Source organism: Burkholderia sp. 9775_39 (assembly GCF_015712225.1).
GTDB classification, from domain to species: Bacteria; Pseudomonadota; Gammaproteobacteria; order Burkholderiales; family Burkholderiaceae; genus Burkholderia; species Burkholderia cenocepacia.
Genome location: NZ_JACCQC010000013.1, coordinates 55,785 through 80,164, shown reverse-complemented (window position 1 = coordinate 80,164; position 24,380 = coordinate 55,785). Strand labels below are relative to the sequence as shown.

At 66.6% G+C, this 24,380-nt stretch carries 19 protein-coding genes; 4 read left to right on the top strand and 15 right to left on the bottom strand.

Going from position 1 to position 24,380, the window contains the following annotated elements; genetic code table 11:
- Positions 1 to 68 precede the first annotated feature (68 nt).
- Both H0X90_RS18925 and H0X90_RS18920 read left to right on the top strand, forming a co-directional pair.
- Complete coding sequence (locus tag H0X90_RS18925; RefSeq protein WP_077189103.1) at positions 69 to 1,319, top strand: M20/M25/M40 family metallo-hydrolase; 1,251 nt, start codon at positions 69 to 71, stop codon at positions 1,317 to 1,319.
- 132 nt (positions 1,320 to 1,451) lie between these two features.
- Positions 1,452 to 1,820: a YbjQ family protein gene (locus H0X90_RS18920; protein ID WP_058903455.1), complete on the top strand. Its 369-nt coding sequence runs from the start codon at positions 1,452 to 1,454 to the stop codon at positions 1,818 to 1,820.
- Between the two features lie 190 nt (positions 1,821 to 2,010).
- Here H0X90_RS18920 and H0X90_RS18915 read toward each other — a convergent pair whose 3' ends face one another.
- The 4 genes from H0X90_RS18915 to betC all read right to left on the bottom strand — a co-directional run bounded on the left by H0X90_RS18915 (position 2,011) and on the right by betC (position 7,454).
- Entirely contained in the window at positions 2,011 to 3,261 is a 1,251-nt protein-coding gene (locus tag H0X90_RS18915; protein WP_034178327.1) for an MFS transporter, read from the bottom strand.
- Positions 3,262 to 3,504: 243 nt separating this feature from the next.
- Complete coding sequence (locus tag H0X90_RS18910) at positions 3,505 to 4,644, bottom strand: porin (RefSeq protein ID WP_006483801.1); 1,140 nt, start codon at positions 4,642 to 4,644, stop codon at positions 3,505 to 3,507.
- A gap of 260 nt (positions 4,645 to 4,904) precedes the next feature.
- Positions 4,905 to 5,873, bottom strand: coding sequence for a choline ABC transporter substrate-binding protein (gene choX / locus H0X90_RS18905; RefSeq protein WP_006483794.1), 969 nt, complete (start codon positions 5,871 to 5,873; stop codon positions 4,905 to 4,907).
- Positions 5,874 to 5,918: 45 nt separating this feature from the next.
- Positions 5,919 to 7,454, bottom strand: coding sequence for a choline-sulfatase (betC, locus tag H0X90_RS18900; RefSeq protein ID WP_006491381.1), 1,536 nt, complete (start codon positions 7,452 to 7,454; stop codon positions 5,919 to 5,921).
- 237 nt (positions 7,455 to 7,691) lie between these two features.
- On the opposite strand from betC, the gene H0X90_RS18895 reads away from it, so the two are divergent.
- Positions 7,692 to 8,597 (top strand): LysR family transcriptional regulator, encoded by a 906-nt coding sequence (locus H0X90_RS18895; protein WP_006486273.1) that lies wholly within the window; start codon positions 7,692 to 7,694, stop codon positions 8,595 to 8,597.
- Positions 8,598 to 8,777: 180 nt separating this feature from the next.
- Positions 8,778 to 9,662: a formyltetrahydrofolate deformylase gene (purU, locus tag H0X90_RS18890; RefSeq protein ID WP_006486276.1), complete on the top strand. Its 885-nt coding sequence runs from the start codon at positions 8,778 to 8,780 to the stop codon at positions 9,660 to 9,662.
- Between the two features lie 173 nt (positions 9,663 to 9,835).
- Here purU and H0X90_RS18885 read toward each other — a convergent pair whose 3' ends face one another.
- The 11 genes from H0X90_RS18885 to H0X90_RS18835 all read right to left on the bottom strand — a co-directional run bounded on the left by H0X90_RS18885 (position 9,836) and on the right by H0X90_RS18835 (position 24,114).
- Positions 9,836 to 11,491 (bottom strand): APC family permease, encoded by a 1,656-nt coding sequence (locus H0X90_RS18885; RefSeq protein WP_006486278.1) that lies wholly within the window; start codon positions 11,489 to 11,491, stop codon positions 9,836 to 9,838.
- A 178-nt stretch (positions 11,492 to 11,669) separates the two neighbouring features.
- Complete coding sequence (locus tag H0X90_RS18880; protein ID WP_006486270.1) at positions 11,670 to 12,533, bottom strand: glycine betaine ABC transporter substrate-binding protein; 864 nt, start codon at positions 12,531 to 12,533, stop codon at positions 11,670 to 11,672.
- A 134-nt stretch (positions 12,534 to 12,667) separates the two neighbouring features.
- The gene (locus H0X90_RS18875) at positions 12,668 to 13,816 is read right to left on the bottom strand and encodes a hybrid-cluster NAD(P)-dependent oxidoreductase (protein WP_006498749.1); all 1,149 of its coding nucleotides are present in this window, start codon (positions 13,814 to 13,816) and stop codon (positions 12,668 to 12,670) included.
- A 29-nt stretch (positions 13,817 to 13,845) separates the two neighbouring features.
- Positions 13,846 to 15,087 carry an SRPBCC family protein gene (locus H0X90_RS18870; RefSeq protein WP_006486272.1) on the bottom strand — a complete coding sequence of 414 codons (1,242 nt, stop codon included), beginning with the start codon at positions 15,085 to 15,087 and terminating at the stop codon, positions 13,846 to 13,848.
- Between the two features lie 52 nt (positions 15,088 to 15,139).
- A complete protein-coding gene (locus H0X90_RS18865; RefSeq protein WP_006491387.1) occupies positions 15,140 to 15,925 on the bottom strand; it encodes an electron transfer flavoprotein subunit beta/FixA family protein in 786 nt (261 codons plus the stop codon).
- Positions 15,922 to 17,091 (bottom strand): electron transfer flavoprotein subunit alpha/FixB family protein, encoded by a 1,170-nt coding sequence (locus tag H0X90_RS18860; protein ID WP_077189104.1) that lies wholly within the window; start codon positions 17,089 to 17,091, stop codon positions 15,922 to 15,924. Before H0X90_RS18860 ends, H0X90_RS18865 begins: the two co-directional genes overlap by 4 nt.
- Before the next feature lie 4 nt (positions 17,092 to 17,095).
- Positions 17,096 to 19,021 (bottom strand): (Fe-S)-binding protein, encoded by a 1,926-nt coding sequence (locus tag H0X90_RS18855; protein WP_077189105.1) that lies wholly within the window; start codon positions 19,019 to 19,021, stop codon positions 17,096 to 17,098.
- Between the two features lie 3 nt (positions 19,022 to 19,024).
- Positions 19,025 to 21,088: an NADH:flavin oxidoreductase gene (locus H0X90_RS18850; RefSeq protein ID WP_006488987.1), complete on the bottom strand. Its 2,064-nt coding sequence runs from the start codon at positions 21,086 to 21,088 to the stop codon at positions 19,025 to 19,027.
- 68 nt (positions 21,089 to 21,156) lie between these two features.
- On the bottom strand, positions 21,157 to 21,690 hold the full coding sequence (locus H0X90_RS18845) for a DUF5943 domain-containing protein (RefSeq protein WP_006488993.1): 534 nt from the start codon (positions 21,688 to 21,690) through the stop codon (positions 21,157 to 21,159).
- 138 nt (positions 21,691 to 21,828) lie between these two features.
- On the bottom strand, positions 21,829 to 22,800 hold the full coding sequence (locus tag H0X90_RS18840; RefSeq protein ID WP_077189106.1) for a dipeptidase: 972 nt from the start codon (positions 22,798 to 22,800) through the stop codon (positions 21,829 to 21,831).
- Positions 22,801 to 22,839: 39 nt separating this feature from the next.
- Positions 22,840 to 24,114 (bottom strand): serine hydroxymethyltransferase, encoded by a 1,275-nt coding sequence (locus H0X90_RS18835; protein ID WP_006488995.1) that lies wholly within the window; start codon positions 24,112 to 24,114, stop codon positions 22,840 to 22,842.
- Positions 24,115 to 24,380: the final 266 nt, after the last annotated feature.

Here is a 24,380-nt window from a genome sequence, read left to right as displayed (position 1 = left end):
GCGGGAGCGCCTCGCACGATCTGCGGCGCGCTCCCTTCATCGACATCGCCATCCTCACGAGATCGACCATGCCCACTCTGAAACCGACCCGCCTGAGCGCCGCGCTGGGCGGCATGCTGCTGACCGCCGCCGCGCACGCGACACCCGTCTGGATCACGCTCGGCGACACCGCGTTCCGCCAGCTTCAACGCATCGATGCAAGCGCAACCACGCAATACAGCACGACAGTCGACGTCGGCAAGGCGGCCGACGGCGCCGCGCGTCGCGAGACCGTTCACGTCGTCGAGATCGACGATTCCCGCCTCGGCGAACTGGCCCGCGCGGTCCACCACACGCGCGGCCACGGGCCCGGCTACGTCGTGCACGATTCGTTCGACGACGCACGCCAGGCGCTGCAACCGTTGCCGGCGACGCTCGCGAAACAGGCCGCCGCCGCGTACACGGTGTCGAACGTGCCGCAGATCGGTACGTGGGTCCAGCAACTGCAGGCCAGCAACATCGTCGGCACGATCACGTCGCTGTCCGGCTTCACGAACCGCTACTACACGACGTCGCACGGCGTCGCCGCGTCCGACTGGCTCGCGCTGCAGTGGAAGCAGCTGGCGGGGGCGCGCGCCGACATCACCGTCGAACAGGTCGCGCACACGGGCTTTCCGCAGAAATCCGTGATCCTGACGATCCGCGGCAGCGATCCGGCCGCGGGCACCGTCGTGCTCGGCGGCCACCTCGATTCGACCGTGGGCCGCACGACGGAGAACACGCGCTCGCCCGGCGCGGACGACGATGCGTCGGGCATCGCCAGCCTGACCGAGGCGCTGCGCGTGCTGCTCGCGAACAACTACCGGCCGAAACGGACGATCAAGTTCGTCGGGTATGCGGCCGAGGAAGCCGGGTTGCTCGGCTCGAAGGCGATCGCGAAGCAGTTCCGCACGCAGAATGCGAACGTGGTCGGCGTGCTGCAGCTCGACATGACGAACTACAAGGGCGATCCGAAGGATATCTACCTGATCACCGACTACACGAACGCGGCGCAGAACACCTACGTGAAGAACCTCGCGGCGACCTACCTGCCGGAGCTCGCGGTCGGCACGTCGCAATGCGGCTATGCGTGCTCGGATCACGCGTCGTGGAATGCGCAGGGGTATCCGGCGTCATTCCCGTTCGAGGCCGACCAGAACGACAGCCCGTACATTCACACGGTGAACGACACGCTGGAGAACTCGGATCGCCAGGCCAACCATGCGCTGAAGTTCGGCAAGCTGGCGCTCGCCTACGCGGTCGATCTCGGCGGCCTTGCCGGTGCGACGGTCAAGCGCTGAGCGCTCTTCATCGAGCGGCTGTCGCGTTCGGCGACGAAACGGGCGTTCACCCGCACGGGTGCGCCCGTTCGAATACGTTGTCTCCGGCCGGCTAGAATCGTCGTTCGACCACTCGCTACACGCTTTCGCACCATGACCGAATCCAACCGCTCCCTCGACGACCTGTCGTCCGCCCGCGTCACGACCGCATTCGACCTGCCCGGCCATACGACCGTCCGCTCGCTCGGCGTCGCCCAGGGCATCGTCGTGCGCTCGCGCTCGATCGTCGGTTCGTTCGGCGCGTCGCTGCAAACGATCTTCGGCGGCAACATCACCCTCTATACGTCGCTGTGCGAAAAGGCGCGCGAGCAGGCGTTCGACAAGATGCTCGCCGAGGCGCGCAAGCTCGGCGCGAATGCGATCGTCGCGATGCGCTACGACTCGACCGAGATCGGCTCGGGCGTGACCGAAGTCATCTGCTACGGCACGGCCGTGCAGGTCGCACGCGCCGCCGGCGCCTGACCGTCCGCCGCGACGCGCTGGCCGCACACACTGCCATTCGACCGAACCGGGTGCCGAAAAACCGTTTTGTCGGATGATTGTCCGGCACGGCCGTCGTTTGGCATGTGACTGAAACGAGAAAGCAATTTGAAATGAACTGCAGTGAACGAGAAGCCGGCTTCCCCTGAAAGCATCGGCCTCTCGCGTCGGCTCAATGATCGCGCTCCAGCGACGCCATGTTCCGCAAGCTCGGGAACAGCCGCATCCACGTCAGCGCGACGGCGATCGTCGCCGCGCCGCCGACGACGATCGCCGCGGGCGCGCCCCACCACGCAGCCGTCACGCCCGATTCGAATTCGCCGAGTTGATTCGACGTGCCGATGAACAGGGAATTGACCGCGCTCACGCGACCGAGCATGTCGTCGGGCGTGCGCAGTTGCACGAGCGACAGTCGCACGACGACGCTCACGACATCCGACGCGCCGAGCGCCGCCAGCGCGACGAGCGACAGCGCGAAATGCGTCGACAGCCCGAACACGATCGTCGCGACGCCGAACGCGATCACGCCGCCGAACATCGCGCGGCCCGGCCGCCCCTTCAATGGAAAACGCGTGAGCCACAGCGTGCCCGCGAGCGCGCCGACTGCCGGCGCCGCGCGCAACGCACCGAGCCCCCACGGGCCGACCTGCAGGATGTCGCGCGCATAGATCGGCAACAACGCGGTCGCGCCGCCGAACAGCACGGCGAACAGGTCGAGCGACAGCGCGCCGAGAATCGCCGGTTCGCGCCGGATGAACGCGATGCCGGAAAACACCGAGCGCAGCGTGACCGGCTCGCGGGCGGGCGGCGCGCCGCGCAGCGGAATCGTGCCGCTCAGCATCGCCGCGATCGCGAATGCCGCGACGCTCGTGCCGAACGCGACGGGCGCGCCGACACCGTAGAGCAGCCCACCGAACGCGGGCCCGAGAATCTGCGCGGCCTGGTTCGCGGACGTCGACAATGCGGTCGCGCGCGGCAGGTCGCTGCGCGGCACGACGGCCGGCAACAGCGACGACACCGACGGCGACTCGAACGCGCGGGCCGTGCCGACGATCGCCGCGAGCGCATACACGGCCGGCGCGGCGAGCCACCCTTGCATCGCGCCGAGCAGGAACACGCCGGCGGCCAGCGCCTCGACGCTCTGGCAGATCGTCGCGATGCGCCGACGGTCGTAGCGGTCGGCCACCTGCCCGACGACGAGCGTCAGCGCGAACATCGGCACGAACTGCGCGAGGCCGACGAGACCGAGCGCGAATGCACTGTGCGTGAGCGCATACACGTACCAGCCGATGGCCACCGACAGGATCTGGAAGGCCAGCGACGACATCACGCGCGTGCCCCAGAAACGCTGGAACGGCGCGTGGCGGAACAGGTTGGCGGGTAACGGGGACAACGGACTGGAATCGGGCACGGGGGTAGTCATCGGGGTCTCGGCGGTTGGCGGTGCGCACTGCAACCGTTCGGGAAAAGCGACGCCGCACGCGAGTGGGCGTGCGGTAACGGTACGGACGCGGCCAAATCGCGATGATATGCCAACGGCTGAAAACCGGCCGGCCGCCGGCACGCGCGCCGTCGAGCCGGCACACCGCACAAAAAAAAAGCGCGAACCGCGGTTCGCGCCAAAGAGAGACCTCGCTGAAGACGTCACACCACCCCACCACCCCGCTTAGAACGAATGCCGCATCCCGATCCGCACGTCGGCCTGCGTTTGCGTCGTCGACGGCGTGAAGCTGTAGCCGATCACCGCATCGACACCCTGCGACGCGCGCAGATAGTCGCCGGAGATGTACACGTCGGTGCGCTTCGACAGCAGGTAATGCAGGCCGGCCGTGCCCTGGTTCCAGTGATGGCCTTCGAAGCGCGTGTGCTGGTAGCCCGCGATGAAGCTCAACGCCGGCGTGAACTGGTACAGGCCGCCGCCTTCGTACACCTGCATGTGCGACGACTGGCCGAAGCCCTTGATCGTCGTATATGAGTAGTTGGCGTCGAGCGTCAGCTTGCCGATCGTGTAGCTCGTGCCGATGCCGAACGTGCCCTGGCTGTCGACGTCCATCGGCGTGTTCGCGAACAGGTCGGTGCGCGCGCCGGTCGCGGGATCGACGGTGACGGTCTGCTGGCCGAGGAACGTGTGCGTGCCGATCATCGCGTACGGATCGAACGCGTAGATGCCGTTCGGGTTGTTCAGGCGCGTGTACGCGGCGCCGATCGAGAAGTCGCCCTTCGTGAAGCTCGCGCCCGCGCTCCATGCGCTGTTGCGATGGAAGTTGCCCGCGACGTTGCCGAACGAGTACATCGCGCCGACCTTGAAGCCGCTCATGTCGTTCGACAGGAACTTCACCGAATTCGGCAGGCGGTCGCCGTTGAAGCGGTCGAAGTCGCCCTGGTGGATCGCATAGCCGCTGCCCCACGCCGAGATGTTGTAGATCGACACCAGTTCGTTCGTGATGTCGAGCTGGTTACCGAACGACAGCGTGCCCCAGTCGTTCTGCAGGCCGACATACGCCTGCCGTCCGAATTCGGCGCCGCCGAAGCCGAGTTGCCCGTTGCCGAGACGGAAGCCGCTCTCGAGCGCGAACACGGCCTTCAGGCCGCCGCCCAGGTCTTCGGTGCCCTTGAGGCCGAAGCGGTTTCCGTATGCGACGCCGTCGTCGAACTTGACCACGTGCGAACCGCCCGTGTTGTTCACGTAGGTGATCCCGGCGTCGAGAATCCCGTACAGCGTCACGCTGCTTTGCGCATGCCCGATGGCGGGAATACAGGCCGCGCATGCAAGCGCGGCGGCTACGGCAACTTTCGTGTGCTTCATTGTCGACCACCCTCCCTGAACCGTTCGATGGATAGAATCGCTTCCCGACGCGTGCCGCGATGCGCCGGTGGATTCGAATTCAGACCGCCCCGCTGGCTTCGGCATTTCGTTTTCCGCAATAACGCAGCCATTGGCGAAAAATACAAACCCATATTTCGCGTCACCCGTCTGAAGGCGACACTAAATGGTCACGATGCGACGGATCGGGAAAACACGTAGACAGGCGGCACGGTGAAGACCGGCCGCCCGAAGAGAGGGAATCAGCGCGCGTCGAGGGCCGCGCGCACGGCCGGCAGGCCCGGTGCGCCGGCCGCCGTCGTCACGCCGTCGAGCCAGGCGGCAACCAGCGCGGGCTCGGCCTTCAGCGCATGCTGCGCCGCGAGCGCGGGCGACGTCTTGTTGTCGAGCATGTCGGCGATCATCCGGTTTTCGACGTCGACCGAGAACGTCATCTGCCGGAACAGCCGCGCGAGATTCGCGCACTGGCCGGCGAACCCGGAACGCGTGACCGTGTTGACCGTCGCGCCGCCGTAGTTCGGGCCGAAATATGCATCGCCGCCCGACAGATACGTCAGATGGAACTTCGTGTTCATCAGATGCGGCTCCCACGCGAGAAACACGATCCAGCGCTTGTCGCGCACCGCGCGCTCGACCTGCGTGAGCATGCCGGTCTCGCTCGATTCGACGAGCGACCAGTTCGCGGACCCGAGCGCGTGGTCGGACAGCATCCGCTTGATGTTCTGGTTCGCGGGCGCACCGGGCTCGATCCCGTAGATCTTGCCGCCGAAGCGGTCCGCGTAGCGCGCGAGATCGGCGAACGTATGCACGCCGGCGGCGGCCACATAGTCGGGCACCGCGAGCGTGAACTTCGCGCCGCTCAGGTTCGCATGCAGCACGTCGATCGATTTCTCGTCGACGAACGGCTTCACGAGCGGCGCCTGGGCGGGCATCCAGTTGCCGAGGAACACGTCCACCTGCCCCTTCTTCAACCCCTGGTACGTGATCGGCACCGACAGGTTCGCCACGTCCTGCCGATAGCCGAGCGCCTTCAGCACGACGCCCGCCATCGCGTTCGTCGCGTCGATGTCGGTCCAGCCGGGCGCCGCCATCTTCACGTCGCTGCACGTCTGCGGATCGGCGGCAGACGCAGGCTGCATCGCCACCACGCACGCGGCGGCGGCGAACGCCGCGCCGATCCTTCGGATTGCTGCATTGCCTTGCCGTTTCATGGTTCGCTTCCTCCGTCGTTTTTCAATGACCGCGATGCCGGACGCTCAGCGCCCGACGCGCGGAAAACGCGCCATCGCCTCGAGCGTGTCGAGTTCGATGTGATTGCGCATGTAGCGCTGGCTCGCGTCGGTGAACGGCTGCCAGTCCCACGCCTGGATGCGGCCCTGCGTCGTCGCCGCGTAATGGAATCGCCGGCGCCGCTGGCTCGCGCGCACCTGCCGGTCCAGCTCGGGCAGGTTCCAGCGCTGCGCGGCGTGCGCGCGGAACGCGGCGAGCACGTCGGCGGCTTCCGGCCGGCCGGCCAGGTTCGTCAGTTCGCGCGGGTCGTCGGACAGGTTGTAGAGCTGATCGGGATCGGCCGGGCAATGCACGTATTTCCAGTCGCCGCGGCGGATCATCACGACCGGCGCGAGCGCGCCTTCCGCGAGGTATTCGCCGAGCGCGACATCGTGCGCGGGCGTGCCGTGCAGATGCGGCACGAGGCTCGCGCCGTCGACCGGGTCCGGCCAGCCGCCGGCGGGCGCGGCGCCGGCCAGCTCGACGAGCGTCGGCAGCAGGTCGACGTGCGACACGGGGCCGCGCACGCGCGCGGCGTCGAAGCGGCCCGGCGCATGCACGATCAGCGGCACGCGGCAGCCGCCTTCGAAGAACGTCATCTTGTACCAGAGGCCGCGCTCGCCGAGCATGTCGCCGTGGTCGGACGTGACGATCACGATCGTGTCGTCGGCGAACCCGCATTGCTCGAGCGCGGCCAGCACGCTGCCGAACTGCGTATCGACGTAGGACGTCGCGCCGTAATACGCGCGGCGTGCGGCGCGGATCTGCGCGTCGGTCGGCGGCGTGCGGTCGTTCTCGCAGACGAAGCGCAGCCGCTGCGAATGCGGATCGCTGTCGGCCGCATCGAGCCGCACGGCCGGCATGTCGATCTCGTCATCGTCGTAGCGATCCCAGTATTCGCGCGTGATCGCATACGGGTCGTGCGGATGGGTCAGCGACACGACCATGCAGAACGGCCGCGCATCGTGCCCGGCCGCGCGCTCGCGCGCGACGTCGTACAGCTTCTGCTTCGCGGCGAACGTGACCTCGTCGTCGAAGTCGAGCTGGTTCGTGCGCACGCACGGGCCGGCGTCGAGCACCGAACTCATGTTGTGATACCAGCTCGGCCGCTCGGTCGGGCTGTCCCAGTCGGGCACCCAGCCGAAATCGGCCGGATAGATGTCGGTCGTGAGGCGTTCCTCGAAGCCGTGCAACTGGTCGGGTCCGCAGAAATGCATCTTGCCGGACAGCATCGTCCGGTAGCCGCCCGCGCGCAGGTAGTGCGCGAACGTCAGCGTTTGCGCCGGCAATTCGGCGGCGTTATCGTAGGCGCCGATCCCCGACGGCAGCTTGCCGGTCAGCAGCGAGAAGCGCGACGGCGCGCACAGCGGGCTCGCGCAGTAAGCGGCGTCGAACACCACGCCTTCGGCGGCGAGCCGGTCGAGCGTCGGCGTGCGGGCGACGCGGTTGCCGTAGGCCGGCAGCGCGAACGGCGTGAGCTGGTCGGCCATCAGGATCAGGATGTTGGGTGTCGGGTTCGTCATCGGCGGTCGTGGGGAAAGCGGTGTTCGAATGGAACGGCTCGCCGTTCGGGCAGCGAGACGTCCGGCATGACGGAGGCGGCCTGAAGAAACTGCCGCGCGGGCGGGCCGCGCTGGCTAGAATCGCGGGAGGCCTGTCGGCCGCCACGGAGCGCGTGTGCCGCACCGTCCGCTGCACTATCGCCCGCCCGAATTCGCGCGGGTAGGCGTCCGGCCCTTATGGGGCCATTAGAGGGACTTATGTCGAAACCCGAACCGTTACCGTCGATGCAGGCGCTGCGCGCGTTCGAATCGGCCGCCCGGCTCGCGAGCTTCACGGCCGCCGCGCGCGAGCTCGGCTCGACGCAGCCGGCCGTGAGCCAGCAGGTGTATCAACTCGAAGCCGAACTCGGCGTGCCGCTGTTCGAACGCAGCCCGCGCGGCGTCACGCTGACCGCCGATGGCGAGTGCCTGTACGAAGCCGTGCGCCTGAGCCTCGACACGCTGCGCGGCGCGACCGCGACGCTGCGCGCGCGCCGCGAGCACGGCGCGCTCACGATCGTCACCGACTTCGGTTTCGCGACCTACTGGCTGATGCCGCGTCTGGCCGGGTTGAAGCGCGTGATGCCGGACGTCGACGTGCGCGTCGTCACGTCACAGGATTACGACGCGCAGCGTGACCACGGCGACATCGCGATCCTGTTCGGCGACGGCCACTGGCCGTCGTGCACGGCCGCGCGGCTGTTTCCGGAATCCGTGACGCCCGTCTGCGCGCCCGCGTTCCGCGACGCGCACCCGGGCGTCACGCGGCCCGACCATCTGCTCGCGCTACCGCTGCTGCACGTGCAGCCGACGCGCCCCGAGCGCTGGCTGTCGTGGTCGGGCTGGTTCGACGCGCACGGCCTGGAACCGCCACCCGCCGCCCGCGGCGTGACCTTCAACAGCTATGCGCTCGTGATCCATGCGGCGCTGCTCGGCGAAGGCGTGGCGCTCGGCTGGTCGCCGCTCGTCGACGAACTCGTCGCGTGCGGCCAGCTCGTGAAACTGGTCGATGCGCCCGTCGTCACGTCGCGCGGCTACTTCCTGGTGCGGCCGCCGCAGCGGCCCGAGCCGGACGCGACGCACGTGTTCCGGCGCTGGCTGCTCGACGCGTGCGCGGGGGCCTGACGCAGCGCCCGTCCCGCTGGCCCCGCTGGCCCCGCTGGCGCACCGATACCAGCCACACGGCGGGTTGGTTCTATCCCGCCCGAAATCGTCCTGATTTACTTGAGTCTCCCGCTACCCGCGCGGCGCGGCGCTGTCGTGCGCCGCCGCGCGGCCGTGCGCCCCTGCCATCCGAGGAGTCTCATGACCGCCGAGCACCGCCCCGATCAATTCGTCCTGACACTGTCGTGCCCGAGCGCGGCCGGCCAGGTCGCCGCCGTCGTCGGCTTTCTCGATCGCCATCGCTGCTATGTCGATGCGCTGAACGTGTTCGACGACGATCTCAGCAACCGCTTCTTCGTGCGCTGCGTCTTTCATCCGACGGATGAAACGCTGCAGATCGACGCGCTGCGCCAGGAATTCGCCCCGATCGCGGCCGGACTCGGCGGCCACGCGGGCGACATGCAATGGGCGATCCACGACGTCAATGCGCGGCCGAAGGTGCTGATCATGGTGTCGAAGCTCGAGCACTGCCTCGCGGACCTGCTGTTCCGCTGGCGGATGGGCGAGCTGAAGATGGACATCGTCGGCATCGTGTCGAACCACCCGGACTTCGAGCCGCTCGCCGCGCAGCACGGACTGCCGTTCCGGCACTTCCCGATCACGGCCGAGACCAAGGCGCAGCAGGAAGCGCAATGGCTCGACTTCTTCGAATCGAGCGGCGCCGAGCTCGTGATCCTCGCACGCTACATGCAGGTGCTGTCGCAGGAGACGAGCGCGAAGCTCGCGAATCGCGCGATCAACATCCACCACTCGTTCCTGCCCGGCTTCAAGGGCGCGAAGCCGTATCACCAGGCGCATGCGCGCGGCGTAAAGCTGATCGGCGCGACCGCGCACTTCGTCACCGACGATCTCGACGAAGGCCCGATCATCGAGCAGGTCGTCGAGCGTGTCGATCATGCATTGCGTCCCGAGCAACTGCTCGCGGTGGGGCGTGACGTCGAAAGCCTCACGCTCGCGCGTGCGGTGAAGGCGTTCATCGAGCGGCGGGTGTTTCTGAACGGCGACCGGACGGTGGTGTTTCCGTAAGCAGACCGCCGTCGCGTTCGAAAGCGGCAGAAACGAACAAGGCCCGACCGGCGTGTTCCGTTCGGGCCTTTTTTTGCCGTCGTGTTGCGCCGGCGCTTCGCGCGATGGCCCCGTGTGCGGTTTCCGGAGCCATCGCGTGCTGCCACACGCACGCATCGGCATGCATTACCGCATCACTTCACCCACGCGAAGTAATACGACAGCCAGATCGTCAGCCCCGCACCGATCAGTGCCGCATACGGCATCAGGCTCAGCCACATCGCGCGCTGCGGCACTTCGAGCTCCATGTCGCGCTGCATCTGCGCGGGGAAACGGCCGCGATCCTGCCAGTAGTGGCGGAACAGGAACACCGGCACGATCAGCAGCATCGCGATCAGCCCGTTGCGCAGCGTGCCTTCACCCTGCAGGTTCGCGCCCGCGCCGACGTAGACGAGGTTCGCATAGCCGCAGATCGAGCCCGCGACGAGCAGCCAGGTCGGACAGCGGAACGGCCGGTCCCAGTTGCCGCGATCCATCCGGTGGATCCAGCCGGACTGGAGATTCAGGAATACGAACAGCATGTAGCAGACGTTCGAGATCGACAGCACCGTCATGTAGTCCGACATCATCAGCAACACGAGGTTGAAGCCGAGATCGGTCCACATCGCGCGCGTGGGCGAGCCGTGCTCGTTCACGTGCGACAGGTACTTCGGCAGCCAGCCGTCGACCGATGCCTGGTACAGCGTGCGCGACGAGCCCATCATCGACGTCATCACGATCAGCAGGATCGACAGCATCAGCATCACGACGACCGCGTTCGCGACCCACGCGCCGCCGCCGACGATCTTCGCCATCGCGGCCGCGACGCCGGTGCCGTCGCCAATCGCCGGATCGAGCATCGCCTGCGTGCCGAGCGCGCCCTGGAACGCCATCGGTACGAGCGTCATCACGACGAGACACAACGCACCCGACCAGAAAATCGCCTTGGCGGTATCGCGCCGCGGATCGCGGAATTCGCGCGTATAGCAGACGGCCGTCTCGAAGCCGTACGAGGCCCAGCCGGCCATGAACATCGCGCCGAGCGCCATCGTCACGCCCTGCCCGTTCCACGAGCCGAAGGTCGCGGCCGTGAGGTTGCCCTGCGCGTCGTGACCGAGCGGCAGCAACGGGAGCAGGTTCGACATCGGCACGTCGCCGGTGACGAACGGCACGATGCCGACGATCAGGAGCGGCGTGAGCGATGCAATCCCGAGAATGCGCTGCGTACGCGCAGCCTTCGATGCGCCGCTATGCTGAAGCTTGAACGTGATGAGAAGCAGAATCGTCGCGATGATGAACGTCGCGTTGATTCGCAGAGACAGACCCGGCTTGATGAAACCGAGATCCGCAACCTTGAGTTGCCAGTGCAGCACCGCCGCATCGGCGGGAAAGAGGCTCGTGAGCGCATAGCTCGCCGCGAGGCCGCAGCCGAGCGCTAGCATCGGCGACCACGCGAGCCAGTTGCACCACACGGACACCGGGGCAATCAGCTTGCTGTAACGGACCCAGCCAATCGCGCCGTACACCGACGCGCCGCCCGATTTATGGGGAAATAGCCCCGATATTTCCGCATAAGTCGCGCTTTGAATCAGCCCCATCGTGATCGCGGCGATCCAGATCGCCCACGCGGGCTGGCCGATCGTCGCGCATACGCCGCCGATCGTGAACAGCACGCCTGCCGGCACGCCGCTCGTCACCCAAAAAGCGTCTTTCCAGGTCAGGCCACGATGCAGCGTGTGGCCCGTCGAATCATGTGAGATGGGTGTTCCAACATCACTGGTGCGGTTCGCACGCAGTCCTGCCTGACTCATCCAGTTCCTCCTGTGATGATTCTGCACAAGCGCCGTAGTGTAACAACTTACGGGCTTTTTTGCAGAATCTGAAAAAGAATTCCGGGATATGGCCGCATTACATCCTGATTGTTTCGGATTCCTGCATGCTATTCCCGGCGTGTTTTTATGATGATTCGTACGACGTATGTCGAGGTGCTTACTGCGCGCCTTCCGTCCACGAATTCACGCGGTCCGCATGGGCTGCGATCCACGCGTCGGCGGCTGCTTCCGGCTTCGAGCCGTTCTGGATCGCCAGCATCACGCTGTCGATTTCACCCGGCTTCCACTGGAATTTCTTCAGGAATGCGACGACCGGCTTCGCCTTGGTTTCGAGGCCCGGATTCACGACGCTGTCGACGTGCTCGGCGCCGCCGAACACCTTCTTCGGATCCTCGAGGAAGCGCAGCTTCCATTTCGCGAACATCCAGTGCGGCGCCCAGCCCGTCACGATCACCGGCTTGTTCGCGCCCACCGAACGCGACAACTCGGCCGTCATCGCGCTGCCCGAGCTCGGCATCAGCGTGTAGTTCAGCCCGTAGCTCTTGATCGCGTCGTCGGTCTTGCGCATCACGCCGGCGCCCGCATCGATGCCGACGATCCGGCCGCCGAAGCTGCCCTTCTCGGCGTTCAGGTCGTCGATGCTCTTCGCCTTCACGTACGCGGGCACGATCAGGCCGATCTTCGCATCGGGGAAATTCGCGCCGAGGTCGACGACCTTGGCCTTGTACTCGTCCCAGTACGAGCCGTGCGTGACCGGCAGCCACGCGGACAGCGTCGCATCGAGATCGCCGCGTGCAACGCCCTGCCACATGATGCCGGCCGCGACCGGCACGAGCTTCACTTCGTAGCCGAGCTTCTTCTCGATCACGCGGGCCGCGACGTTCGACGTCGCGACGCTGTCGTCCCAGCCTTCGACGTAGCCGATTTTCAGCGTCGGCTTCGTATCGGCGAGCGCCGATGCGCTCAATGCCACCATCGCCGACAGAGCGCCGGTCCACAACAGCTTTCCGAACAGTTTCATGGTCGATCTCCTTGGTCTGCGCACCGTGCGCGTTGTCTCTCTAGGTTCTTCAACCACAAATCCGCGGTATCGTTGTTTTCCGACGGAAGCTTGTCCGGACGCGACGCGCCCGGACAGCCGATGGCCTGTTTCGACTACTTGTCGATCACGAGATCCGACAGCGGCTTGCTGCAGCACAGCAGCACCATCCCCTGATCGATCTCGCGCTGGCGGATGCCGCCGTTGTGCTTCATCTCGACCTGCCCCGACACCAGCTTCACCTTGCAGGTGCCGCACATGCCCTGCGTGCACGAGGCCGGCAGCCGCACGCCCGACTGGCGCGCCGCGTCGAGCACGTGCTGCTCCGAGCCGCACGCGATCTCGCGGTTGCTCTTCGCGAAGCTGACCGTGTACTGCTTCGTCGCGGCGTCGACGCCGTCGGCGGCCGGCACGAGTTCGGCGAGCACTTCGTCGCTCGCGGTCTGCGCGAGCGTCTCGAACGAGAAGCTTTCCTCGTGATACTGCTTGCGATCGAAGCCGGCTTCGTCGAGCAGGTCGCGCACCGCCTTCATGTACGGCGCGGGGCCGCACGTGAAGATCTCGCGTTCCATGAAATCCGGCGCGATCAGCTTCAGCAGCGGCAGCGTCAGGAAGCCCGTGACGCCCGGCCAGTTGGTACGTGCGCCGACGCGCTCGACGACGAACGACGTGCGGAAATTCGTGTGGTTCGACGCGATCAGGTCGAGCTCGCGCGCGAAGATGATGTCGTCCGGCGTACGCGCGCTGTGCACGAACAGGATGTCGCGATCCTCGGCGAGATCATGGTGCGCGCGGCTCATCGACATCAGCGGCGTGACGCCCGAGCCGGCCGACAGGAACAGGTACTTGCGCGCCGGATGCCGTGCGCACGTGAATTCGCCGGCCGGGCCGAGCACGCGTACCGCCGCGCCCGGCTGCAGGTTGTCGTGCAGCCAGTTCGACACCTTGCCGCCCGGCACGCGCTTGACCGTGATCGAGATCGTGTGCGGCCGCGCCGGCGACGACGAGATCGTGTAGCAGCGATTGATCGTCTCGCCGTCGATGTCGAGCTCGAGCGTGATGAACTGCCCGGGCTCGAACGAAAACGTGCGGCCCTGCGGCGAACGGAAGAAGAAGCTCTTCACGTCGTGGGTTTCCTGCCGCACGTGGCAGCACACCAGCGTTTCCTCGACGTCGCTCGTCCAGCGCTCGGGCAGCGCGTTCCAGAACGCCGGGTGCGTCACCCGGCTGTCCGCCGGCTCGAAATTGGCCGCATCTCGCATCATGTCTTGCTCCGCATATACGCTGCTAAGTACTACGCGCCGGTTTTTTCGGCGAGCCGGCCGATGTACCAGGCCGAGAATTTTTCGACGAGACCTTCCGTGTACGGCGAATACGGGCCCGGCTCGTACGCGCTGCTGGTCGCGCCGCGCTGCGAGAATTCGACGAGCGCGCGATCCTGGTCGTTGGTCGCGTTCCACACGGCCGTGAGGTTCTTCACGTCGTAGTCGATGCCTTCCTTCGCGTCCTTGTGCACGAGCCACTTCGTGCGCACGAGCGTCTTGCCGGCCGACAGCGGGATCACCGAGAACGTCACGATGTGATCGCTCATGAAGTGGTGCCACGAGTTCGGCTGCGTCCAGAACGACAGCCCGCCGAGATCGGCCTTGTCGAAGCCGCCGAGCAGCTTCTTCGACGCGACCTTCGCATCGAGCGTCTGCGATTCGCCATGACGGTCGAGCGGCAGGCGCTGCGTGCGGAAACCCGTCACGTCGAGCAGCTTTTCGATTTCGGCGGACGGCAGGCCCATCTCGGCCCACTCCTTGCCGCGCCGCACGCACGTTTCGGCGAATGCGTCCATGCCTTCGGCGTTCGCGTCGGAACGCTGGTAGCCGAAGCCGTATTCGTACAGCGAGATCGTCAGCTCCGGATGGTTCGCGACGCAGTGATAGCACTCGCGGTTGTTCTCCATCGTGAGCTTCCAGTTGCCTTCCTCGATGATGTCGATCTGCGCGGCGATCTTCGTGTTCGGCAGGTCGTGCGGCAGCAGGTACGGCTCCATCTCGGCGCGCATCTGCGCGAAATCGACCGGTGGCTCGTCCGCGAGGCAGATGAAGATCAGGCCCGCGAGATTCTCGACGTGCACCGACTTCAGGCTGTGCTTGCAGCGATCGAACTTCTCGCCCATGTGCTCGGCGAACATCAGCTGGCCCGTCAGGTTGTAGGTCCAGCTGTGGTACGGGCACACGATGTTGCCGACCGAGCCTTTATCTTCGTTGCACAGGCGCGCGCCGCGGTGACGGCACACGTTGTGGAACGCGCGGATCGCCATGTCGTCGTCGCGCACGATCAGGATCGAATCGCTGCCCAGCTCCACGGTCACGTAGTCGCCCGGCTCGGGAATGTCCGGTTCGATCGCCACCTGGATCCAGTGCTGGCGGAAAATCGCCTCCATGTCGAGCGCGAAGATGTCCTCGCTCGTGTAGAACGGTGCGTCGAGGCTGTGCCCTTCCTTGCGCCGCTCGATCAATGCACGAATGTCTGCCGATACTTTCATCGTTTGCTCCGGATTCCTTGCATCCCTGGGTTCTTGCCGACAGGCATCAAAATCAGTAGTCGATGAGCTGATGCTCGCGCAAATACGCGAGGATCACTTGTGCTTTTTCGACCGAACTCCCTTCATTTACGACGTTGCCGCCACGGCTTTCGGTCGTCGTCGCGGACAGCATCCGCGCATGCCCGGAGCGCTTCTCGGCGGCGACCAGCTTTACGGGTTTACGCTCGACCGGGCCGACCGTCCACGCGGCCGCATCGGCGTCCGCGCCGGGCGCCGCGAGCGCGGGCCGGATCGCGCCGGCGCGCAGCCGTGCATACGCATAGCGCGGCTCCACGCTCGCAAGCGGATGCACGGCGACGACGGCCGGCAGCGCCGCGTCGACACGCCGCCGCAGCCCTTTCGGCAAAAATTGCCGAACCGCCGCGCGGCCGCCGTCGACCGTCACGTCGACGGCCGAGCCCACGAGCGGATAGCCGAGCGCCGCGGCGATGCGATACGGCAGCATCCCGGTGTCGTACGCGCCCTCGGCGCGCGTGCCGGTCAGCACGAGGTCGTAGCCGTCGAGGCGCGCGGCGAGTGCGTGCACGGCATCGTCGCCGTCGCGGCAGGCCAGCACTTCGACCTCTCGCGCACCGAGCGCCAGATACTCGGCGAGCGCCGCATTCGCGGGGTCGCCGGCATGAATCACATCGAGCGTCGCGCGATGCTTGTCGGCGAGCTGCCGGCCGGTTTCGAGCGCGGCCGCATCGTTGCGGCTGTAGCGCGCGACGCCGCTGACCGGATGCCGGCCGACGGACACGAGCACCGCGATGCGTTGCAAGGGACGAGGGGCGTTCATGCGGCGACTCCTTCGGGTTCACGGGTACCGACCACGGCCGGCGATTCGCCGCGCGCGGCCCGCGCGGCCTGGACCTGTTCGATCAGCGCGGCGATCGTCGCCTGCGCGTCGCCGACCACCGTCAGGTTCGCGCGCTTCGCGATCGGCGCGCTGCCGTCGAGGTTGACCGCGATCACGTGGCGGCAGTCCTTGATCCCCTGCAGGTGCTGCACCGCGCCCGAGATGCCGAACGCGATGTACACGCTCGCCTCGACCGTCTTGCCGGTCGCGCCGACCTGCTTGTCGCGCGTGAAGTGGCCGTTGTCGACCGCGACGCGGCTCGCGCCGATCGCCGCGCCGAACACGCCGGCCAGCCGCTCGAACGCGCCGATGTCGGACACGCCGTTGCCGGCCGACACGATGAAATCGGCTTCCTCGAGCGCGACCTGGGCTGCGTCGATTTCGTCGAGGCCGAGATCGCGGTACGGCTGCGCGGCATCCCGCGCCGGGCGAATGAAGTCGGCGGCGACGCGCTCGCCCGCACCGACGAACGGCAGCTTCGCGTCCACCGCGTTCTGCGCGAGCAGGATCACGTCGGGCAGCGCCCGGGTGGCAAATGCACGCCCGGCCTGCGCATACGCGCCCACATGCTTCGCGTCGATTTCGACGACGTGGGTCGCGACGCTCGCGCCGGCGGCCGCCGCGTAACGCCGGCCGAGATCGCCATCGCCCGTCGCGTTGTCGGGCACGAACACGTGCTTCGGTGCGAGCGCGGCCACGCAGGCCTGCAATGCTTGCAGTTCGCTTTCGGGATCGAACGCACGGCGATCGAAGCCGGCCAGCTCGATCAGCTTGTCGACGCCGAGTTCCGCGACGTCATCCTTCAGTTCGCCGAACGCGAGCAGCGCGACTTCGGTCTGCGCATCGGCGAGCACGGCGGCAGCGGCAATCGCCTGCCGCGAATGGTCGTCGAGCGCGCCGCGTTCGCTGTGCGCGACCACCAGCATCACGTGCTTCGGGTCCTGCAGCGCGCGGCGCGGCTTCGCGGCCGCGGCGCCATGACCGTGCGCGGACCACTGCGCGGCGTTCGCATCGGCGCTGCCTTCCTCGCCGAGCGTGATGCGCTTCAGGCCGGCGGCCGTGATGATGAACGGCCGGCGCGGATCGATTCGTTTGATCGTATTCATCGATTCACTCCAGCGAGGCAGCGACGAGTTCGGCGACGTCGAGCACGTCGGGGCGCGGGCCCACGACACCTTCGAGCATGGCCGTGCAGTTCGGGCAAGCCACCGCGACCACGTCCGCGCCGATCGTGCGCGCGTCGGCGATGCGGATGTCCGGAATGCGCTGCTTGCCGGGGATGTCGGTCAGCGGCGCACCGCCGCCACCGCCGCAGCAGCGGCCGCGCATGCCGTTGCGCTCCATCTCGACGACCTGGATGCCGATCGTCTTCAACAGCTTGCGCGGTGCTTCGATCTCGCCGTTGTAGCGGCCGAGGTAGCACGGATCGTGATACGTGGTGCGCTTCTCCTGCAGCGCCTCGACCACCTTCGGCGCGATCTTGCCGCTGTCGGCGAGTTCGGCCAGATAGGTCGTGTGATGCTTGACCGTCACGCGCAGTCCGAGCGCACGGTATTCGTTGCGCAGGCTGTGCATCACGTGCGGGTCGGCCGTCACGATCTGCTGGTACGACAGCGTGCCGAGCGTGCCGATCAGGCGCTTCGCCATCTGCTGGAACGTCGCTTCGTCGCCGAGCCGGCGGGCGACGTCGCCCGTATCGGTCTCGGTCGGGCCAAGCACCGCGTAATCGACGCCCGCCTTGTTCAGCACCTTCACGAACGCGCGCAGCGTACGCTGGTAGCGCATGTCGAACGCGCCTTCGCCCGCGACGAACAGCACGTCGACCGGCTTGCCCGGCTGCGCGACCGGCGCGCTCAGGTCGACCGACCAGTCGTAGCGCGCGGCCGTGTCGTAGCCGCCCATCGTGCCCGTCTCGCGCAGGTTCGCGAGCACTTCCTGGCCCTTGCCCGGCACCGTGCCGTGCACGAGCGTGCGGTTGCGGCGCATGTCGACGATCGCGTCGACGTGCTCGATCAGCATCGGGCATTCCTGCACGCATGCGCGACAGGTCGTGCACGACCACAGCGTCTGCTCCTCGATCAGGCCCGACACGATCGGGCCGTTCGGCTCGCCGCGATGCTGGCCGACCGGGAGGCCCGGCGACGGGCTGCCCGCGTACGCCGCATCGGTGCCGCCGGCCATCCCGACCACGAGATCCTGGATCAGCTTCTTCGGATTCAGCGGCTGGCCCGACGCGAACGCGGGGCACGCGGCTTCGCACTTGCCGCACTGCACGCATGCGTCGAAGCTCAGCAACTGATTCCAGCGGAATTCGACCGGCTTCGCGACGCCGTACTCCTGATGCTCGATGTCCGGCAGCTTCAGTGCGGTCGGCGGCGTGGCCGTGCCGTTGCCGGTGAACGATTCACGGGTGGCCGCGAAACGCTCCTGGCGCGGGTGGAACGCGAGATGCAGCAGGCCGGCGATCGCGTGCTTCATCGGGCCGCCCTTCGCGGCGCCGACCGTCATCGTGAACGCGCCGATGCCGATCAGCAGCGCGCAGAGCACCGCGAACGCGCCCGACATCGCGCCGGTCGGTACCAGCATGAACAGCACGAGGCCGAGCGCGAACGAACCGAGCAGCCAGGGCAGCGTGTTCCACGGGCCGCGCGACAGGCGCGCCGGCACGTCCTTCGCCGCGCGGCGGCGCCACACGAACACCGCGCCGACCAGCATCGCGAGCGCCGCGACGAAGATCAGCTTGTCGAGCCACGGCGAGTAGATCGCGAGGCCGTAGTTGACGAACACCAGCGCGAGCGCGCCGATCGCGCCGCCGGCGGTCGCGACGTGAGTCTTCGCGATGTACGGATCGCGGGCGACCACGTGGTGCAGGTCGACGAAATAACGCTTCGGAATCGCGAACAGGTTCGCGACGCCGAACGAGCCGGGCGCCGTCGCGCGGCCCAGACGCCAGTAGGACGAGCGCTTCGCGACCGCGAACGCGAGCCCCGCCACCGACAGCCACAACAGGGCGGTAATGAGGAAGGAAGGGTTCATCTTTTAGAAATCCTTCACGAGACGCAGCGAGTCGTAGATCGCACCGTGGACGTTGTGCATCGAGATGCAGTCGCCGACACGGAACAGCAGGAAACGGCCGTTGCCGAGCTCTTCCGACAGGCACGGTTGCGGCTCGGCCGCGAACAGCGTGTGCGGATCGATCTGGCCGCGGTTCACCGATTCCGGCTTGAGCTTCCAGTACAGCTCGTCGTTCGGCGACGAACCGTTCTCGATCACCACCTGGTCGACCGCGCGCTCTTCCAGCTCCTCGGTGTACTCGTTGCGCAGCACGGCGATCATCTTGCCGTTCTCTTCATAGACGCGATCGAGCATCGTGTTCGGCGTCGGAATCACGCCGAACGCGTACAGGCGACGGTAGAAAATCGGGAACGTCGTGCCGCCGCAGTCGTCGGCCACCTTCACGTCGGGCGTCACCACCTCGACCTTCGAGCCACGGCTCGCCATGAAGTCGGCCACGCCCGCGCCGGCATGCGTGCTCACGCCGTCGAACAGCAGCACGTTCTGCTTCGGCTCGACCTTGCCGGTCAGGATGTCCCACGAGCTGACCGCGAGGCCTTCGGCCACGCCCCACGCCGGCACCTGCCACGTGAAGCTCGACCCGCCCGTCGCGAGCACGACGATGTCCGGCTTCTCGGCCATGATCATCTTCTCGTCGGCGGCCACGCCGAGGCGCCGGTCGACGCCCAGACGCTTCGTTTCCATGTCGAACCAGCGGATGATCCCCGACATCTGCTCGCGCTGCGGCGCCTTCGCGGCGATCATCACCTGGCCGCCCACTTCCGCGTTCTTCTCGAACAGCACGACGTCGTGGCCGCGCAGCTTCGCGACACGCGCCGCCTCCAGGCCCGCGGGGCCCGCGCCGACCACCACGACCTTGCGCTTCGGGCCGCGCGACTTCTCGATGATGTGCGGCATCGTCGCTTCGCGCGACGTCGCCGCGTTCTGGATGCACAGCACGTCGAGGCCGTTGTACTGGCGGTCGATGCAGTAGTTCGCGCCGACGCACTGCTTGATTTCGTCCTCGCGGCCGTCGCGAATCTTGATCACCATGTGCGGATCGGCGATCTGCGCGCGCGTCATGCCGACCAGGTCGATCATCCCGTTTGCGAGCAGGCGCTCGGCCTGGCCCGCATCGCGGATGCTCTGCGCGTGCATCACCGGAATCTTCACGACCGACTTGATGCCGGCCGCGAGGTGCACGAACGGCTCCGGCGGCAACGCCATCGGCGGCATGCAGTTGGCGATCGTGTTGTGCGTGTCGCCGCCCGAGCCGACCACGCTCAGGTAGTCGATCAGGCCCGTCTCCGACATCGCCTGCGCGATTTCCTTCAGCGCCTCGTGATCGAGGCCGTCCTCGTGGAATTCGTCGCCGCACATGCGCAGGCCGACGCAGAAATCCTTGCCGACCGCCTCGCGCACGGCCGTCAGCACTTCGATGCCGAAGCGCAGGCGGTTTTCGAGGCTGCCGCCCCATTCGTCGGTGCGATGGTTCGAACGCTTGCTCCAGAACTGGTCGATCAGGTGCTGGTGCGCGGCGGAGATTTCGATGCCGTCCATGCCGGCCGCCTTCACGCGCTTCGCGGCCGCCGCGAAATCACCGATGATGCGGCGGATTTCCTCGATCTCGATGATCTTCGCATTGCCGCGGTGCACGGGTTCGCGCACGCCCGACGGCGACATCAGGTGCGGCCAGTGCTCGCCGTGGAACGACGAGCGGCGGCCCATGTGCGTCGCCTGGATCATGATTTTCGCGCCGTGCTTGTGCATCGTGTCGGCCAGGCGCGTGAGCGGGTCGATGATCTTGTCGGTCGACAGGTTCACCGATTTCCACCAGCCCTGCGGGCTGTCGATCGACACCGGGCTCGAACCGCCGCAGATGGCCAGGCCGACGCCGCCCTTCGCCTTTTCTTCGTAGTAGCGGATATAGCGGTCGCCCGGCAGGCCGCCCGGCTCGGCGTACACCTCCGCGTGCGCGGTGCTGACGATCCGGTTGCGCAGCGTCAGCTGGTTCAGCTGCATGGGTTTGAACAGGTGGGGATAACGCATCGCTGGCGACCTCTGGCGTTCGAATGTCTCGTGTTGCGGGTGTTGTTCTGTTTCAGTGAATCAATGCGTCAGTGCGCGATCGGCGACACTTCGAAGACGCAGTGGTCGTGATGCTCGGCCGCACACTGCACTTCCTTCGATTGCGCGCGCGGCGCGCCCTTGCCTTCCGGCGTCGTGTCGTTGACCCAGTCCATCGCACCGGCGAACCAGCCCGCGAACATGTAGCAGAGCTTGCCTTCCTTGCCCGGCTGCTGGAGCACGAACGACGAGTGGCGCAGTTCGATCTTCGCGCGGGCGCTCGCCGGATCGGCCTCGATGATCGAGAACAGGCCCCAGCCGCGTTGCGACAGGCGCTTCAGGTAGTGCTCGAACACGGCCATGCCGGTCAGGCCGTGCAGCTTCGCTTCCTTGTCGCACCAGTGGTACGCGGACTTGTAGCCGGCCTTGTAGAGGATTTCGGCATACGCTTCGACGCCGAGCGCTTCCTCGACGGCGACGTGGTTGTTCGTGAAGAAGTGGCGCGGCACGTACAGCATCGGCAGCGCGTCGGTGGTCCAGACGCCGGTATCGGGATCGACGTTGATCGGCAGTTGCGGTTGCATCGTGGTGACTCCGTGAGGAAAGTGGCCGCGCGGCTCGGTGCGCCGGCGCGACATCGTCCGCGCGCCCACGCTGCTTGCGCGGGCACGTCCCGATTTTTTTATGTTGAAACGAAGGGAGCGGTTCGGCTCGGCGAGGGCTTACGCGCCCCACACGTCCTTGAACACGCGCACCCAGTTCTCGCCCATGATCTTGCGGATGCGCGACTCGCTCCAGCCGTGGCGCTCCATCGCGGCGGTCAGGTTCGGGAATTCGCCGATCGTGCGGATGCCGTCCGGGTTGATCACCTTGCCGAAGTTCGTCAGTTGGCGATAGCGGCCCTTGTCATGCGTCAGCATGTCGAAGAATTCCTTCGCGAAATCCTGCGTGAAGTCCGTGCCGATGCCGACCGCGTCCTCGCCGATCAGGTTCACGACGTAGTCGATCGCCTCGATGTAGTCGTCGATGTTCGCTTCGATCCCGCGCTTCAGGAACGGCGCGAACATCGTCACGCCGACGAAGCCGCCCGCATCGGCGATCTCCTTCAGCTGCGCGTCGCTCTTGTTGCGCGGATGCTCCTTCAGGCCCGACGGCAGGCAGTGCGAATAGCACACCGGCTTCTTCGAGAACGCGATCGCTTCCGACGACGTGTTGCCGCCCACGTGCGACAGGTCGACCATGATGCCGACGCGGTTCATCTCGGTGATCACTTCGCGCCCGAAGTCCGACAGGCCGCCGTCGCGCTCGTAGCAACCGGTGCCGACCAGGTTCTGCGTGTTGTAGCAAAGCTGCACGACGCGCACGCCCATGTCGGCGAACGCTTCGATGTAGCCGAGGTTGTCCTCGAACGCATGCGCGTTCTGGAAGCCCAGGATGATCCCGGTCTTGCCTTCCTTCTTCGCGCGGAAGATGTCGTCCGTCGTGCGCACGAGCGTCAGCAGCTCGCCGTTGTCGCGGATCTTCTTCTTCATCACGCCGATGTTGTCGACGGTCTTGGTGAAGTTCTCCCACACCGACACCGTGCAGTTCGCGGCCGTGATGCCGCCACGGCGCATGTCCTCGAACACCGGCTTCTCGAACTTCGAGATGTTCAGTCCGTCGATGATGATGCTGTCCTGATGCAGCGTGCTCATATCTGCTCTCGCTCGTGTGACTGTTCTTGTGGGGGTCGATCAGTAGATCGGGAAGCGCTCGCACAGCGCGAAGATCTCGCGGCGCACGCGCTGTTCGGTTGCGTGGTCCCCTTCCGGGTTCGCGCGCAGCGCGTCGAACACTTCGAGGATCAGGCGGCCGATCTCGCGGAACTCCGCGACGCCGAAACCGCGCGTCGTCCCCGCCGGCGTGCCGAGGCGAATGCCCGACGTGACGGTCGGCTTCTCGGTGTCGAACGGGATGCCGTTCTTGTTGCAGGTGATGCCCGCGCGTTCCAGCGCCTGCTCGACCGGCGCACCTTTCAGGCCCTTCGGGCGCAGGTCGACCAGCAGCAGATGGTTGTCGGTGCCGCCCGTGACGAGATCGACGCCGCCGGCCTTCAGCACTTCGCCGAGCGCCTGCGCGTTCGCGAGCACGTTGTCGATGTAGGTCTTGAAGTCCGCGTGCAGCACCTCGCCGAACGCCACCGCCTTGCCGGCGATCACGTGCATCAGCGGGCCGCCTTGCAGGCCGGGGAACACGGCCGAGTTGATCTTCTTCGCGATCTCCTCGTCGTTGGTCAGCACGAAGCCGCCGCGCGGGCCGCGCAGCGTCTTGTGCGTGGTCGACGTGACGACGTGCGCGTGCTCGACCGGGTTCGCGTGGCGGCCCGCGGCGATCACGCCCGCGATGTGCGCCATGTCGACCATCAACTTCGCGCCGACGCTGTCGGCGATCGCACGAAAGCGTGCGAAGTCGAGCGCGCGCGGGTACGCCGAAAAGCCGGCGATGATGAGGTTCGGCTTGTGCTCGTGCGCGAGCGCCTCGACCTGGTCGTAATCGATGCGCATCGTGTCGCGGTTCACGCCGTACTGGACCGCGTTGAACCACTTGCCCGACAGCGCCGGCTTCGCGCCGTGCGTCAGGTGACCACCCGCGTCGAGCGACATGCCGAGCACCGTGTCGCCCGGCTTCGCCAGCGCGAGCATCACCGAGCCGTTCGCCTGCGCGCCCGAGTGCGGCTGTACGTTCGCATAGCCGGCGTTGAAGATCTGCTTCACGCGGTCGATCGCGAGCGCCTCGACTTCATCGGCGAATTCGCAGCCGCCGTAGTAGCGCTTGCCGGGATAGCCTTCCGCGTACTTGTTGGTCAGTACCGAGCCCTGCGCCTCGAGCACGGCGCGCGACACGATGTTTTCCGACGCGATCAGCTCGACCTGCGACTGCTGACGCTCGAGTTCCTTCAGGATGGCGCTGCGCACCGGCGCGTCGCGCTCGGCAAGGGGCTGCGAGAAGAAAGGCTGGGTGTTCGACATAGTGCGTCCGTGACGAAGAATAAAGGGCTGTAACCGAAGCTCAAGGCCCGCCGTGCCTGGGTTTCCCGCTCGTCCAGTGCAAGGCTGCCGACGGCTCTATTCTTGTCGTTCGGATTTTCGGCGGATTGATGAATTTAGACGCGTTCTTTGCCTTTTCCGCCATGCACGTCCGTTTTATACAAGTGACCGGTCGTGCTTTTCGGGATGACCTGCCGAAACGGTATCGATGATTCACCTATGGACACGCACACCGGCAGTGCGTTTGC